This window comes from Phocaeicola sartorii JCM 17136 = DSM 21941, from assembly GCF_054653615.1.
In genome coordinates this window covers 1492479-1508881 of sequence record NZ_BAAIFW010000005.1, presented here as the reverse complement: position 1 = coordinate 1508881, position 16403 = coordinate 1492479, and the positions used below count along the sequence as shown (strand labels likewise).

Here is a 16403-nt window from a genome sequence, read left to right as displayed (position 1 = left end):
TTTTCTACTTTCTGTTTTTGAACAAATGAGGCACGAACCGGTACAAGCAACGACGCCATGTCAACCACTCGTGTGCTGTGCCCTGCGATTCGTAATAGTCCACATGAATACCTATTTTGCGCAAAGACTCCGCCAGTTTTCGGGTACCGAACTGCTCTTCCGTTCCGCATCCCAAAAACAAGTAATGTACCTGCTTGTTAAACTTGCCGGCATCAGCAAACACACCGTCAAAGCAAGTCTTCACATCCAGTCCGAAGATAGCACCGCTGAATGCGCCAATATACGAAAACTTGTCCAGATGAGGCAATGTGGTAGTGAGAGTCTGATGACCACCCCATGACAATCCTGCCATTGCACGATGTTCACGATCAGTATAAGTCCGGAACGTCCTGTCAATCATCGGTATCAAGTCCTCCAGCATCACCCTGTAAAAAGAGGCACCATACAAAGCTCTCTCCTCATTCACATCCTTCCCTTTGCGAGGAATAAAAGGAGCTTCCACATCCCCACTGTCCATCACAACAAGCATCGGCACACATTGCCCGGAGGCTATCAGGTTATCCATGATATGTTGCATACATCCCTGTGCCGACCAGCCCGTCTCATCCTCGCCCATGCCATGTTGCAGGTAAAGTACCGGATAACGTTTTTTCACCTTGGTTTCATATTCTGCCGGAGTATAGACCATGCAACGGCGGAATTCCTTTTTGGCTTCCGAATAATAAGTACACGAGCGCACCTGCCCATGAGGTACTCCCTGCTGAGGACGATAGTAATCACCTGCCACTCCCTCGGGAACCTCTATCCCACTCGCCATACGGCAACAACCAAAGAAAGTGTAACTGGACGGATCGGCCACCTGCACCCCGTCCGCTATCAAGAAATAATAATGGAATCCTACGACCAACGGATCGGTCTTCACTGTCCAGAAGCCATCCGCGTCCTTCTGCATGTCATACTTCTTACCGCAACAGTCCACCTGAAGCCTTCCGGCTTGCGGAGCATAAAAACGGAAGTGGGCGCAACGCTCCTCGTCCAGCCGCGGATACTCGTAACCCGGAATGTTGGTAGATGCGGCCTGCGTCCTGTCTTTCACCTCTCGCTCTGTCATTTCCTGCCGGCTGAATTTCCACCAGTCAAAATGAAACAGTTCACATCCTTTCCTGCCTTTGAACACAAAATAGACATCATGCACACCCGTCACAGGAACCGTCACATCCGCCTCTATGCTTGTCCAGCATTCCCATCCTCCGGTATGAGGAACCCTCGTTTCAGCTATCAGCGTCCCGCCGATGCTGTCGGTCCTGACTTCTATCCACCCACCGCGAAGGGCACTGGCAACAGACACACAAAGACACTTGGGCGACAAATCTTCAAAATCCACCTCGCGTACCTTTATATAATCCCCGTCATGAATTCCGGATACATACACCCCCGTCTTTGCATTCCATTCCGATTTTACTCCTTCGGAGAAAGCTATCGTTTCCGCCTCCACACGTTGATAAGGAGTCAGTGTGCCTACCGGCGACACCCCTTCTGTCGTCGCATTAATTATCGGGAAAGTACCATCGGGGTTGTAACTGAACTGCTCCACTGCCACGCTACGTCCGAAACCACCTCCACCGGGTAATTTCCCAGTGTGATAAAAGAAATAAGAATTACCTTTGTAATCCGTCACTCCACAGTGATTGGTAAACGAACCGGTATCTTGCAATGGCATAATTTCTCCCATATACTTCCAAGGTCCTGTCGGAGTGTCACTCATCGAGTAAGCGATGTGTTCGGGTACTCCGCCGGCTGCATACGACAAATAATATGTACCGCCACGCTTGTGCAACCACGGGCCTTCCGTATAAATATCCTTGTATTTCTTTCCTTTCTCCCGTTTGTCCGGCCCCGGAGAACCAAAACTCTCTATAGTCTGCTCCACCTTGGACACCTCACCATCCAGCGAAACCATATCGGCATTCAGCTTGGCATAGTAAACATTCGGATTTCCCCAATATAGATAAGCCTGCCCGTCATCATCCACAAAAACCGTGGGATCAATAAAATCCCAGCTACCTTCGTAAAGCGGTCTGCCGATAGCATCCTTAAAAGGGCCGGTAGGCGAATCACCCACCGCCACACCGATGGCCATCGTGTTCGTCAACTTGGAATGCAGACACACATACCAATAGAATTTCCCGTTGCGTTCGATACATTGCGATGCCCAGGCACGATCGTCCGCCCAGTCGAAAGATTCGATAGCAAGCGGAGAACCGTGATCGGTCCAGTTCACCATATCTTTAGTAGAATAGACGCGCCATTCCTGCATCCAGAAAAAATCGGCATGGTCCTCATCGTGTCCCGTGTAAACATACAAGGTGCCATCGTGCACCATGGGTGCCGGATCTGAAGTATAGCAAGTCTGCACAATCGGATTCTGCGCCTGCAACACTCCGGCAAGCAGCAGGGACAAGCCGCTCATCATACATTTCCGGATACCGGATAAATCACATTCAAGTTTCATATTCATGGTATTAAATTCACAAGGTTGTTTTTACGTTCCGTTCTTCACGGCTCAACAAGAGCAAAGGTAAAGACATCTGCTTTATTTTCGGGCGAGACTATGTTACATAGTCCTTTTCCCATGTTACAAACCCAGCCTATTATGGGATGGAGTATAGAAATTACCTCCTTTTTATTAGGCTATATATATTTTTTTGAATTATTTTTGTGCACCTGAATCAATCTGAGATATTATATTATGATGAAACATACGATTCTTACATTATTCATGTTCCTGTCTTTATTGTGCCACGGACAATCGTACAAATTCTTCACAACAGACAGGGAGCTGTCCAGCAGTCTGATCAACAAAATATACCAGGACCGGAACGGCATGATATGGATTGCCACCGAAGACGGACTGAACCGCTATGACGGAGCCAAGTTCATTATCTACAAGCATGATCCCCAAAACGAACATTCTCTCTGTCACAACTACGTACGCGCCCTGTATGAAGACAGCAAGGGACGGCTGTTCGTAGGAACCTATAATGGGATACAGCTATACGATCCCGCCACCGACAGCTTCAGCGCGCGGGCGCAATGGGAAGACGGAAAGACTTTTGACAGCAATATCATGTCCATTCTGGAATGTAGAAACGGAGAAATATGGGTATCGGGAAACAACTTGTGCACCATAACCATCACACAGGGGAAACTGACTGCACACAAACCGGATTTACCTATCCCCACCCAAATGACAGACTACATGATAGAGGACAGGCAACACAATCTTTGGGTAACACAAGGTGAGAACGGCATCTACCGCCTCTCTGCGGACAATAAAAGCAAGCACTTCCTGAAACAAGAGAAGGGAATGACCATTGTGGACCTCTATGAAGACAACTACGGAGACATCTACCTGGCAACCATAGGCAAAGGATTGCTGAAATATAACCAACCGGCAGAAGAGTTCATTCCTATCCTTTATAAAGGAAAGCAAAACCTGCCTATCAAATCCATCTGCCAGATAAGCCAGAATGAGCTTTGTCTGGGCACGGACGGGAAAGGCGCCAAGATTTTCAACATCCCCAAACAGCTCATCACGGATTACCCTTTTGATAATAATTACCTCGACTCCGGCACCTCCAAAGTGCACTCCGTCCTGAAAGACAATGCAGGAAACCTATGGATAGCCATTTACCAAAAAGGGGTTATGATGATTCCCGCACAGCCCAACAGTTTCAAGTACATAGGCTACAAATCAATCAACAAGAATATCATCGGCTCCAACTGTATCACCTCACTCTGCCGCGACCACGAAGGCATATTATGGATAGGTACTGACAACGACGGCATATACGGCATCACCACAGAACTGAAGCAAAAAGTCCATTATGCCCCACATGACAGCCCCTCTTCGGTTCCTTCCACGGTTTTCGGCCTGTATGAAGACTCTGAACGTAATCTGTGGTTCGGATCCTATACCAACGGACTGGGCAGACTGGATAAGAAAACAGGACGGTGCAGCTATCTGCAGAATCTGACAGACAAGAATGGAAACCGTATCCAACGTGTGTATGATCTGGTTGAAGACCAGGACAAACGACTCTGGATAGCCACCATGGGAGCCGGACTTTTCTATTATGACTTGCAGACAGGACAGTCTGTATATGACCCTAAATTCAATGCAGCCACCGACAAATATAAATGGATAAGCTGTCTTCTGTATGCCGGTGACAACCACCTTTATGTAGGAACGTATGACGGAATAAGATGTATAGACCTGAACACCGATGACTTCAAGACTGAAGAAATCCTGTCCAGACACATCATCCACTCCCTTTATGAAGACTCCCAAGGCAACATCTGGATAGGCAATTCCGACGGACTGGCGGAATGGAATCCCCAAACCCGGCAATTAAAGACCTACACCACCGCCCACGGACTATCCAGTAACGCCGTATATGCCATCAAGGGAGACGGGCAGGACAACTTATGGATAAGCACCAATGCCGGAATGTCACGTTTTAATCTGAAGACCCACACATTCAGCAATTTCTATGCAGACGACGGTCTGCAAGGAAATGAATTCAGCAAAAACGCCTCTTTTGCCGACCGCAACGGCATACTTTGGTTTGGAGGTACAAACGGAATTACCTATTTCAATCCTCAAGAAATTACGAATCCCGCCAAAAAATGGAACGTACGCATCATCGACTTCTATCTGCACGACCAGCCTATAAGGAAAGGAATGTTGTCGGGCGGAAAAGAAATCATAAACACCTCCGTCTTTGAGGCCCGGGATTTTCACCTGTCACATAACGACAACGCTTTCAGCATCGAGTTCTCCACCCGCGAACTAAATAATTCCGAACGTATCACGTATCTATATACCATAAACAACACCCCTTGGGTCAAGCTGCCTAAAGGAGTCAACCGGGTGTCATTCAGCAACCTTCCCCCCGGCGATTATCATTTCCGGATCAAAGCCGAAGATTATCTGCTGGAATCCGACACCGACGAAATCACCATTCACATCGCACCGGCATGGTGGGCATCGGGCTGGGCCATGCTGATCTATGCCTTGTTGGCAGTAGCAGCCGTCTATGGCCTCATCCTGCAAGTGAGACACCGTTACCGCATAAGGCAGGAAATGATGCAACATATCCATGCCGAACAGATAAACGAAGCCAAGCTACAGTTTTTCATCAACATCTCCCACGAGATACGTACTCCGATGTCACTCATCATCAGTCCCCTGCAAAAACTGATGACAAACGATACGGACCACGAACGGCAAAAGAACTACCGCATCATCTGGCGCAACTCCGAAAGAATCCTGCGGCTGGTAAACCAATTGATGGATATACGCAAGATAGACAAAGGACAGATGTCACTTGTTTTCCGTGAAACCGAAATGACCGGATTCATTAATGATTTGTGCGAAACCTTTATGGAACAAGCTAACAAGAAACATATCAGCCTGCGATTCCACCACGAGGGCGCCGACCACTTAAAGTTATGGGTGGACCCGGTGAACTTCGACAAAATTATCCTGAACATCTTGTCCAATGCTTTCAAATTCACCCCCGAAGGAGGCAGCGTAGACATACGGCTGCGCACCGGCGAGGATTCCACCCTGTCGGAACCATTGCAACAGTATGCCGAAATCATCGTGACCGACAGCGGAATAGGAATCTCCCCCCAAGAAACAGAACATATATTCGAACGCTTTTACCAGATACGGAACAGCCAAAACAACTCAAACATAGGTACCGGCATCGGGCTGCACCTCACCCGCTCACTGGTGGAACTGCATCACGGAGACATCCGTGTAGCAAATAATCCGGACGGACAACCGGGATGCAGCTTTATCATCCGTATGCCTTTGGGGTGCGCCCACCTGGGCAAAGAAGAGATGGAAGCCGACAAAGCTCCCCTCATCCACGCTCCGGCTCCGGTCCTTCCCGTTCCTTATGAGACCGAAGAGGAAGCAAACGAAAAAACACGGGCCAAGACAAAATACAAAGTACTGGTAGTGGAAGACGATGAAGAAATACGCCGCTACATTTGTCGCGAACTGGCAGGTGATTACCATACCCTGGAAAGCTGCAACGGCAAGGAAGCCTTGGAAAGCATCTTCAACAAAACCCCGGACCTGGTGATAAGTGATGTCATGATGCCCGAAATGGACGGACTCACCCTGTGCCGCAAAATAAAGCAGAACGTGAATCTGAACCACATCCCGGTGATACTGCTCACCGCCAAGACACGGGAGGAAGACAATCTGGAAGGACTGGAAACAGGAGCCGACGCCTACCTGACCAAACCTTTCCATATAGAGATATTAAGGAAAACGGCCGCCAACCTGATCCGCAGCCGCGAACGGCTACGCAACACCTATACCGGACAACAGACTCAAGAGGATAAAGTACAACCAATAGAAGTACAGTCGCCCGATGACAAACTGATGGAACGCATCATGCGGGTCATCAACGAAAACCTGAGCAATCCGAACCTCACCGTGGAGATGATCAGTACCGAAGTCGGTATCAGCCGCGTGCACCTGCACCGCAAGTTGAAGGAACTGACCAACCAGACCACCCGAGACTTTATCCGTAACATCCGCCTGAAGCAGGCGGCGGAACTGTTGTCGAAGAAACGGTACACCATAGCCGAAGTGGCAGACCTGACCGGATTTACCAATCCCAATAATTTCTCGACCGCCTTCAAGGAACTGTATGGGGTACCGCCGACTACGTACATGGAGCAACATCTGAAAGAAAACGAAGGATAGCGTTTTTAAAAAAAGCATTTGCATAGGAAGAGCTATTCTTCCGTATGGATAGTCTTTATGATACTGTTCTATCAAATAATCAATGGCACTGACTTACAAATCAGTGTCATTGATTTATGGATCAGTGGCACTGATCCACGGATCACTGGCGGAATTTTAGAATAGGAAAGGATAAAAACACGTTTATATCAACTGTGGGAAGGTTTATAATAACGTGAGTCTGGTATAATAAAGCTGAAATAAAAAAGGATACCAAAGCAGAGGTGTTATTCCCCTTTTCCGGTATCCTTGTTCATTCATTGTTATCAGTCCGAATCAATCTCTGTATCCCGGGTTCTGATAAGCCATCTTTTCTTCTTTGGTCATTTCCATGCCATCCAACTGTCCTTGCGGAATGGGACGGAGATAATGGAACGCTTCGATGGTACGGTTGTAAGTCTGCGGATTGTGATCACCCTTGCCCCCACAAATCACGTAACTGTCAGCATATTCGTTCCATTTCTGAGTACGAACCAAGTCGAACCAACGATAGCCTTCGCCATAGAACTCGCGGCTGCGTTCATCCAGAATATAGTTGATATCAATGGTTGCCGGAGTGGCGGCTGTCATTTCAGCACTGAAATCACGATCCACATTCTTATATTCGGCATTGCTGTAAGTCCAGCGGCCGGCACGGGCACGAAGCACGTTCACCAGGTCACGGGCAGACTTGCCGGCTTGTGCGGCAGCTCCTTCTACGGCAGCTTCGGCAGCAACCAGATAAAGTTCGGAGAACTTGGCGATGTTATATGGACGAGTACTTCCCGCATTAGGCTGTCCGGCTCCGGAACCGTTGTCCGTACGATACGGGCCGAGTTTCCACAGACCAGGATATACATAGCGGCCTACCGCATCCAGTCCCAATACCCAGTCGGCACGACCGGGCAATGTACCTGCACCCAGATTGCTTTTAGAACCCTCGCCTGCATAGTCTATCTTATCCATATCCTGGAACACGAAAGAGAATATAGGTTCACGTTCTTTCACTTTCATTCCGTTGGCATTGGTCACCGATTCCCAGTTTTGTCCGGCTGTGGACCAGTTGCCTCGATAAACGGTGGTGAAAGTACCGTCGTAACGGGAGTCGTTCACCTTGTCGGCAAACGTCTTGGTAAACACACCCAACGGAGGAGCCATACGGGTCCAGGGGCGGCCATAGCACTGTTCGGCAATACGGTTGATGACAGCCTGATTATCAGCCGAACGCGCATCGGTATAGTTCCAGTTCATCATCCATCCGGCAAAGTTATCGGGAGCACCGCCACTACCGTAACTCAAGCTACCGCCGTTATAGAACTCGTTTTCCTGTGTGTGATCCGCATAGAGCAGGATTTCCATGTTACGGTCATTAGGTCCGGCATTCACCATCCAGAAACTTTCCTGCAAGCCGAAAGGACCGGGGTTCTCGATAGCGGCAACCGCCACATCGTATGCCTGCTGGAAGTACCATGCCGCATCGTGTCCGTCGGGGTCGGTACGCTGACACTCGGGATAAGTAGGAATGTTATTCGGATTCTTCAGCCACCAGGCGTAGGTCAGGTAAGCCTTTGCCAAGTACAGACGGGCAACGGTCTTGGTCACTCCACCCGTCACACGGGGATTGGCGGGCAGGTTCTCGATAGCCGTCAGCAAGTCGGGGAAGATGGCCTTGGTGTACACTTCGGGCACGGTATTGCGCACGGAGGTACGTGAGGGAGTGATGTTGAACTTCAGTTCGCCGGCCCCCATATCCAAAGGCACTCCACCGAAGGTCTGCACCAACAGAAAATAGTCGAACGCACGGAAGAAGCGGGCTTCGGAAACCAATGATTCATTGACTCCTACCTCGGCAGCGTTCTCTATCACGCCGTTAGCGGTATTGATGTTCGAGAAAGCGGTTCCCCACAAGGCATCGGAACGGCAAGTCGTGGCAGTCAGGTTGCCTACTCCGGACAGGTCGGCATCCTTGAAGTTACCATCGGCACTCCATCCCCAAGTTGCCTCGTCGGTTCCCGTCAGACAGGAATTATAATAATAAGCTTGTCCGTAAATATAGCGCAAGTGCGCATACATGGAGGTCACACCGCCTTCCACCCCCTTCTCTGTCTTGAAGAAGGTAGGGTCATAACTGCTGCGCGGCTGCTCGTCCAGAATGTCTGAACAGGATGCTGTCAGGAACAAAGCCAGTGCGGCTGTTCCCAGAACTCTTATTTTTGAAAAGATAGGTTTCATAATCATGCTTTCATTAGAATGTTAAGTTAATGCCGAATAAATAGTTACGGGTGGACGGTGAGTTGGTACCTACCGTCAGGAATCGTCTTTGGATACCCTCTGTCACAGCTACATTCTCGTTACCGTAAGAGTTGGTTTCAGGATCCAGCCCGGTCTCTTTGTGGAAAGGAGAACAGATGATGAACGGATTCTGTACGGACAGGTAAGCACGCAGGCTCTGTACGCCCATGCGGGTCAGCCAAGACTGCTTCTCGAAGTTGTAGCCCAGCGTGATGTTGCGTACTTTCCAATAAGAAGAGTCAAAGTAACCCAATGTGCTTCCGTATTTCGGATTGTCACCGCTCTGGATGCCACCCGGTTTCGGATACTTGGCCCCCTTGTTCTCCGGTGTCCAGTAGTCCACATCCACTTGTCCGCGACGACCGGTCAGCATATTCAGGTAACCGTTGCTGTGGTGCAGCGTACTGATCAGCTTGCCTCCGCAACGGAAGGCGGTGATAACGTTCAAGTCAAAGCCTTTATAGGCCACGCGGGTGCTGAATCCTCCCTGGAATTTAGGTTCCAGGCTGATAATCTGACGGTCTTCGGGACCAATGGCGCGAGTCGGCTTGCCGCTGGCATCACGATCGCCGGTATATTTCACCTTGATCATACCTTCATTGCCACCCGGCTCCAGGATGTCCAAGTATTGGAAATCGGGATCATCACTGTTCCATAAGCCTACTTTTTCATAGTCGTAGATACAGTCGATGGGATGTCCCACAAACCAGTTGTTCGATTTATCATCATCAGCTCCCGAAGCCAGTTCGGTCAGTTTGTTACGGTTGGCGGACAGGTTGAGGCTTGCCTCCCACGTCCATCCGTTATGGTTGTCCAGAATCGTTCCGTTCAAGGTAAATTCAAAACCTTTGTTTTCCGTCTTTCCCACATTGGCCATGTAGCTGCTTACTCCCGAAGTGGAAGGAAGGCTTACGCTTTGCAGCAAGTCGGTGGTTTTCTGAATGTAATATTCGAATGTACCGGACAGGCGTCCTCTCAGCAAGGTGAAGTCCAGACCGAAGTTCCAGGTGGAAGAGTATTCCCAACCCAATTCGGCATTAGGCAGTTCGGATACATAGTAACCGGTGACATAGCCGGTAGGACCGAAGTTGTAAGGACGGGTTGCCAGGCGTCCCCAGGTCTTGTAAGGATCAACAGCCTGGTTGGAGGTCTGTCCGTAACCTACACGCAGTTTCAGGATATCTATCCAGTCCACCTCGTCCATAAACTCTTCCTGACGGATGTTCCATCCTGCCGATACGGCGGGATAAGTGTGCCATTGGTGTCCCTTTGCCAAACGTGAAGAAGCGTCGGCACGTACAGTCGCCATCAACATATAGCGGTTGTCGTATGTGTACATCACACGGCCCATCCAAGACATCAGACCGCTCTTCTGATAGTTCCAGTTGTCGGGGTTCACCGTAATGGTGCCTTCCGCACGCCCGATGTTGTAGAACTGGAAATATTCAGCAGGAATATCCCGTCCGGCAACATCCGAACGTGTATAGACGGTCTGTTCGGCAGAGTACATACCGACAACGTTCAGCTGGTGCTTTCCGAAAGTACGGTCGTAAGTCAGCAGGTTCTCCACAGTCCAGTTAGTCGTTTCCGAGTGGTTCAGCGAAGCGGTGGACGGAGTGTCGGCCGTAGTGCTGTTGATGCCTTCGCCGGTGAACGATCCACCTTTAGTAGAACGATAGTTCAAACCTAGGTTGACACGGTATTTCAAACCTTCCACCCACGGACATTTCACTTCGGCAAACAGGTTGTTGTACGTACCAAAGCCTTCGGTCTTGCTCAGCCAACTGTCTTCCAATCCTTCCACAACGCCTCTGGTCAGTACAAATGACTCATCCTGACTGTTGTATTTCACGGTACGTTTCAATGTGCCGTCCGCATTATAGGGGTTAGCGATAGGAGACATGGCAAGTACACCATACAGTCCGATATTGGAACCTTTGGTGACATTATAGTTGGTGTTGTTCACCAGTCCGAAGCGGAAATATTTTCCCACGCCCTGATCGAAAGAACCACGCATAGAGTAACGGGTATAGTTCTGAGTAGGAATGACGCCCTGATCCTTATAGTAAGCCGCGCCAAAGCTGTAGCCACCGCCGTTGGTACCACCGGACACGCTGATATCGTGGCTGTTTACATAACCGTCGCGGAACATCAAGTCCTGCCAGTCGGTATCCACATCGTCCGACTCGTCTATCGAATTCTCGAACTTTCCTGCCAGTTTACGCATTTCGGCAAACTTGCTGCCGCTCATCATGGGATATTTGGAGAATACTTTCTTCATACCTGCATACCCATTGTAAGTAAACCGGGCGGGAGTACCCTGTGCACCTTTGTGTGTAGTGATCAGGATAACCCCATTGGCACCGCGCGAACCGTAGATTGCCGTAGAGGATGCATCCTTCAAGATATCCATGCTCTTGATGTCACCGGGGTTGATGTCGGACAAATTACCCATAAAGGGGATTCCGTCCAATACCACCAACGGGTCGTTACTGGCGTTCAACGAACGGGTACCACGGATACGGATCTGCATGGAAGCACCCGGTGCGGAAGAAGTCTGCGACATATCCACACCTGCCACGCGGTTCTGCAAAGCATATGTAATATTGGTGGCAGGCATCTCACGCAGTTTCTCTCCGCCTACCGACGCGATAGATCCGGTCACGTCACTCTTGCGGGCGCTACCGTAACCAATTACCACCACTTCTTCCAAAGCCTTGGAATCTTCCTTCAACGTAATCTTTAAAGAAGTCTTTCCCGCTACCGGGATTTCCTCGTTCTTATAACCGACAAAACTTACCACCAACACGGCGTTTTTCGATACATTCAATGTAAAGTTACCATCAAAATCGGTAATCGTACCGTTGGTAGTACCTTTTTCCAAGACACTGGCTCCGATGATGGCTTCACCACTTGTGTCCTTTACTACACCTTTTACCATCACACTCTGTGCAAATGCCCACAGAGGAATGAGACAGAACAGAAGTATCAGTCCCATTGGCTTAAAATTCATAGCATTTTTCATTAAGACATTAATTTAAGTTATACAAAAAATTTAATCAGTTACTTATTTTGATGTGGCATACATGCCTATCGTTGTTCCGGTAAAACCTCCGGCAGTAGCCGTTGACAGATACCCGGCATCCACGTTCCTGCACAACACGTTCCACCCACCTTCCTGGCGAGCATAGTAGAAATCATAATGTGTTCCGCGCGAAACCACCTTCAGGTCGGTAATCACTCCTCCGTCGTCCAGGCGGACGGAAGCCAGCGTCTTGCTTTCCCCATCGCCTATCTGCCTGAGGGAAATACATTCACCTTGGTCATCCCTGCCTACAGCCAGGAAATATTGATGCTTTTCGTCCTTGAACAACAATATGCCCGCCTGCTCTGCCTTGCTCTGCGGACAGAACAGCATACGTGTGCTGCATTCGAACTTATGATGCTGCAACCGGCGGCAGACAAAAGCCGGTACCTTCTTTTCGGAAGCACTGACTGAATCGCATTTCAAAGTGAGATAACCCGGAGTCTGGGAAAGCGAGTAAAGTCCGGTAGCAGGAGCACGCAAGGTCATCCATTCCATGCCCAATGTTTGTCCGTCGAAACCGTCATTTACTTCAAAGTTTCCAAAGGTGGCGGATTCGTCACGCTTCACTCCTTCGCGGCGGACAATGACCGGTACCAGATCATCTCCTTGCGTCATATAGGGGAAACCATCCTCACTCCACTTGACGGGCATCATAAAAGTCTCACGTCCTAAATTCTCGAACGTATTGTTTATGGGACGGCAAGCCAGAAAGACCGCCCACCAATCCCCTTCCCGGGTTTGAACCAAGTCGGCATGTCCGGCGCATGTCACCGGATTGGGACGCTCCGCATCCAGCTGACGCTGGGTCAGAATAGGGTTGTTCTTCCACGGTGTGAATTTGCCCGTCGGAGAATCACCACGGAAAATCACTTCCGAATGCCATCCGGCTGTTCCACCCTCGGCAGACATCAGGAAGTAGTTTCCGTTTATTTTATAAAGGTGCGGACCTTCAATCCAGATGGGCTTGTCCTCCGGACGAGCTCCCTTGTTCACCAGAATCTTGCGCGGACCCACCGTCTTGTCCGCATTCACATCAAATTCCTGCACACGGATGGTACGATGCCCACTGTATTCGGGCTTGTTGTCCGGCGCGTCATCGTTATTGACAATGTAGGCTTTCCCATCTTCATCGAAAAAGAAAGAGGGATCAATGCCTGTCACTTCGGGCAACATAATAGGATCAGACCATTCGCCAAAAGGATCTTGTGTCTTCACAAAGAAGTTTCCGGCACCTACATTGGTAGTAACCATATAATAAGTCTTGTTATGCGGGTTGTAAGATATGGCCGGGGCAAAGATTCCTCCGCTTACGTGTTGCCCCTCCATGTTGACTAATTGAGAAGGACGATTCAAGATATGCCCCACCTGCTTCCAGTTCACCAAGTCCTTGCTGTGGAAAAGAGGCACACCCGGATAATAAGTAAAGGTGGAAGCAGCCAGAAAATAATCGCCTTCGCCATTGGTGCAAATGCTGGGATCGGAATACCATCCCGGCAGAATGGGATTATAAAAATAATCGTCCCCCGGAAGCGGATTGGAAATATAAACATCATCCTCACCTCTATAATTAAAGTAATCGAAAAGAGCGACAGACTTTCCTACAACAGGCAAATCGTTTCCTTTCTTTATCGAACTACATGAGGTTAAGGAGGAGCCCAACACCCCTAAAGCGATCAGTACGCCCGACCATCTTTTCAGATTTTGTTTTTGTTTCATTGTCTTTCTAGTATTATAATTGACCAATTCCTTTACGGATTTCAGACGCAAATATAGAAAGTGTCACCGAATATGGATTCTCTGCATGATACACGCATCTTTCGTAGAGTTACATCTTGCTTCAAACGTGTTACATGAATCTTTATTTGCGTTACAATACACACATAACATCCTATATTACAATAAATTACAATTACATCACCAGATATTGTAATTGAAGAGCACGGATATAAAAAGACCGTTTGCAAGTCCCGGACAATGAAGGGATTCCTGCAAACGGTCTGTTTGGACAATGCCCGGCAAAGCAAGCGGTCCAATCTGTCCGGATGATGTATCACTGATTTCTTTTCAGACAGATTCTATGGTCTTTATTTTCCCTTCCGCATCGTACTCCAATTCGCATACCTTCAGGCTGCGCAACCAAGTGGTTCCCCCCGAAGGGACACAATCGTGGTGAAACAGATACCATTTTCCTTTGTATTCCACAATGGCATGATGAGTAGTCCAACCCACCACAGGCTGCAAAATGACCCCTTGATAAGTGAACGGGCCATACGGATTATCTCCTGTGGCATAGCAAAGCAGATGAGTATCTCCCGTGGAATAAGAAAAATAATATTTCCCGTTGTACTTGTGCATCCATGAAGCCTCGAAAAAGCGACGCGCATTGTCACCGGCAGTCAACGGCTGTCCGTGTTCATCCAGAATAACCAAAGGCCGCGGCTCTTCGGCAAACTGAAGCATATCGTCCGAAAGTTTCACCACACGTGAAGGCAAAGCCGGTTCACCATCAGCCGGAAAAGCCGCACACTCCAATGCTTTGTTGTTGCGATAACGCTGAAGCTGCCCTCCCCATAAACCGCCGAAATACATATAATAGTTCCCATTACCATCATCAAATACCGCCGGATCTATACTGTAGCTTCCACGCATGGGATCGGGCTGGGGAATGAACGGCCCTTCGGGGCAATCGCTCACCGCCACGCCGATACGGAAGATGTCGTTCCGGTCCTTCAATGGAAAATACATATAATAGTTCCCGTTTTTACGAGCCACATCACAATCCCACAACTGACGCCCGGCCCAAGGGATATCCGAAACTTTCAGTACGACTCCGTGATCGGTCACTGTTCCGTTCATCACATCTTCTGTAGAAAAGACATGATAGTCACACATGTCAAAATGATCACCATTGTCATTCTCCTCCACTCCGCTCTCGCGGTCATGAGAAGGATAAATGTAAAGCTTTCCGTCAAAAACATGTACGGCAGGATCTGCCATATAGTCTCCGGGCACCAAGTATCTGAATTTCTTTTCCATATCGTTACGTTATTAAATGTTCTGTTTTCCAATCAGTTCTTCCACAAAAGGTTTCGGCCGGCAATCACGGTCGAACAATAAAGGATAATCCACACGTCCGGGCACAGGGAAATTATTCTTCCATGAGTCACCGTCCGTCACCCCCCACACCGTCACACGGGTAATGATATCCGAATGTTTCAGGAAAAGACCGAAAAACTCCTTCATCCGGTTGTTCCATGCCACAGACACAGAGTCGGGCAAACCGTCGGGATAGGGATTCAGGGATTGTTTATAAGACACCGTGTCCGAAATATTGGCTCCCATCCGTGCCGTGGGCAATGCACTCATGTCCCATTCGGTTACCATCACCTTCACTCCGGCAGCAGCAAATGCCAGCATACTGGCTTCAAACTCGGACACCGACGGATAATCCATTCCCATGTGTCCCTGCATACCTACCGCGTCGATGCGCAGTCCACGGTCTTTCAGCATCTTTACCAATTCTACTACTTTGTCACGCTTAGCCTTCCCGTCCATGCCATAATCATTATAGTAAAGTTCGGCTTCCGGATCTGCTTCATGAGCATACTGAAAAATAAGCGGGATGTACTCTTCGCCTAATATCTCGTAAAAAGGAGATTTACGCCAGGAGCCGTCCGATTCAATGGCTTCATTCAACACATCCCAGCCCTTTATACGCCCTTTATAGTGTGTCACAATAGTCTGGATATGTTTTTTTATACGCTCCTTCAAGAGGTCGGCACTTACTGTTTTTCCTTGTTCGTCCACACAGAACCAAGGTGCCAGCTGTGAATGCCAGATAAGGCAATGCCCGATAACAGCCATATCGTTCTCCTCGCCAAAACGAACCAGCCGGTCCGCTTCCGTAAAATCAAAACGGTCTTCCTCCGGATGAATCACTTCGCATTTCATGCAATTCTCGGCCACAATGGAATTAAAATGGCGTTTTACCACTTTCGATGCACAAGTATCCTGACCTGCCGCCTGACGTACATTCAACGCTACCCCCATCAGAAACTTGCCCGAGGCTGCTTCCTTCAGCGAAGGTTCCGGCTGCATACCGGCCTTCCGGTCATTGCCGCAAGCGACCATTAATCCGGCTATGGCAGCCAATAATGTTACATATCTTATTTTCATATTACAAAGTTTTTAAGGTAAATAATTTGTTCTTTTTCA

Annotated in this window: 7 protein-coding genes; 1 reads left to right on the top strand and 6 read right to left on the bottom strand. The window is 48.8% G+C overall.

Features of this window, described 5'->3' with window-relative positions:
- Nucleotides 1–4: 4 nt before the first annotated feature.
- Nucleotides 5–2512, bottom strand: coding sequence for a family 43 glycosylhydrolase (locus tag ACYQ0C_RS06365; protein WP_025076716.1), 2508 nt, complete (start codon nt 2510–2512; stop codon nt 5–7).
- Nucleotides 2513–2749: 237 nt separating this feature from the next.
- Here ACYQ0C_RS06365 and ACYQ0C_RS06360 point away from each other — a divergent pair, with 237 nt between their 5' ends.
- The gene (locus ACYQ0C_RS06360) at nt 2750–6790 is read left to right on the top strand and encodes a hybrid sensor histidine kinase/response regulator transcription factor (RefSeq protein ID WP_016276992.1); all 4041 of its coding nucleotides are present in this window, start codon (nt 2750–2752) and stop codon (nt 6788–6790) included.
- A gap of 315 nt (nt 6791–7105) precedes the next feature.
- Here the strand turns inward: ACYQ0C_RS06360 and ACYQ0C_RS06355 are convergent, their stop codons facing one another.
- The 5 genes from ACYQ0C_RS06355 to ACYQ0C_RS06335 all read right to left on the bottom strand — a co-directional run bounded on the left by ACYQ0C_RS06355 (nt 7106) and on the right by ACYQ0C_RS06335 (nt 16364).
- Entirely contained in the window at nt 7106–9040 is a 1935-nt protein-coding gene (locus tag ACYQ0C_RS06355) for a RagB/SusD family nutrient uptake outer membrane protein (RefSeq protein WP_016276993.1), read from the bottom strand.
- Nucleotides 9041–9053: 13 nt separating this feature from the next.
- Nucleotides 9054–12125, bottom strand: coding sequence for a SusC/RagA family TonB-linked outer membrane protein (locus tag ACYQ0C_RS06350; RefSeq protein ID WP_016276994.1), 3072 nt, complete (start codon nt 12123–12125; stop codon nt 9054–9056).
- A gap of 42 nt (nt 12126–12167) precedes the next feature.
- The gene (locus ACYQ0C_RS06345; RefSeq protein ID WP_016276995.1) at nt 12168–13904 is read right to left on the bottom strand and encodes a glycoside hydrolase family 43 protein; all 1737 of its coding nucleotides are present in this window, start codon (nt 13902–13904) and stop codon (nt 12168–12170) included.
- A gap of 348 nt (nt 13905–14252) precedes the next feature.
- Nucleotides 14253–15224: a glycoside hydrolase family 43 protein gene (locus ACYQ0C_RS06340; protein WP_016276996.1), complete on the bottom strand. Its 972-nt coding sequence runs from the start codon at nt 15222–15224 to the stop codon at nt 14253–14255.
- Between the two features lie 12 nt (nt 15225–15236).
- Entirely contained in the window at nt 15237–16364 is a 1128-nt protein-coding gene (locus ACYQ0C_RS06335) for an endo-1,4-beta-xylanase (RefSeq protein ID WP_016276997.1), read from the bottom strand.
- Nucleotides 16365–16403 lie beyond the last annotated feature (39 nt).

Coding starts and splice junctions, on each gene's coding strand:
- ACYQ0C_RS06365 (WP_025076716.1), bottom strand. CDS start 2,512: ATGAAACTTGAATGTGATTTATCCGGTATCCGGAAATGTATGATGAGC.
- ACYQ0C_RS06360 (WP_016276992.1), top strand. CDS start 2,750: ATGATGAAACATACGATTCTTACATTATTCATGTTCCTGTCTTTATTG.
- ACYQ0C_RS06355 (WP_016276993.1), bottom strand. CDS start 9,040: ATGAAACCTATCTTTTCAAAAATAAGAGTTCTGGGAACAGCCGCACTG.
- ACYQ0C_RS06350 (WP_016276994.1), bottom strand. CDS start 12,125: ATGAAAAATGCTATGAATTTTAAGCCAATGGGACTGATACTTCTGTTC.
- ACYQ0C_RS06345 (WP_016276995.1), bottom strand. CDS start 13,904: ATGAAACAAAAACAAAATCTGAAAAGATGGTCGGGCGTACTGATCGCT.
- ACYQ0C_RS06340 (WP_016276996.1), bottom strand. CDS start 15,224: ATGGAAAAGAAATTCAGATACTTGGTGCCCGGAGACTATATGGCAGAT.
- ACYQ0C_RS06335 (WP_016276997.1), bottom strand. CDS start 16,364: ATGAAAATAAGATATGTAACATTATTGGCTGCCATAGCCGGATTAATG.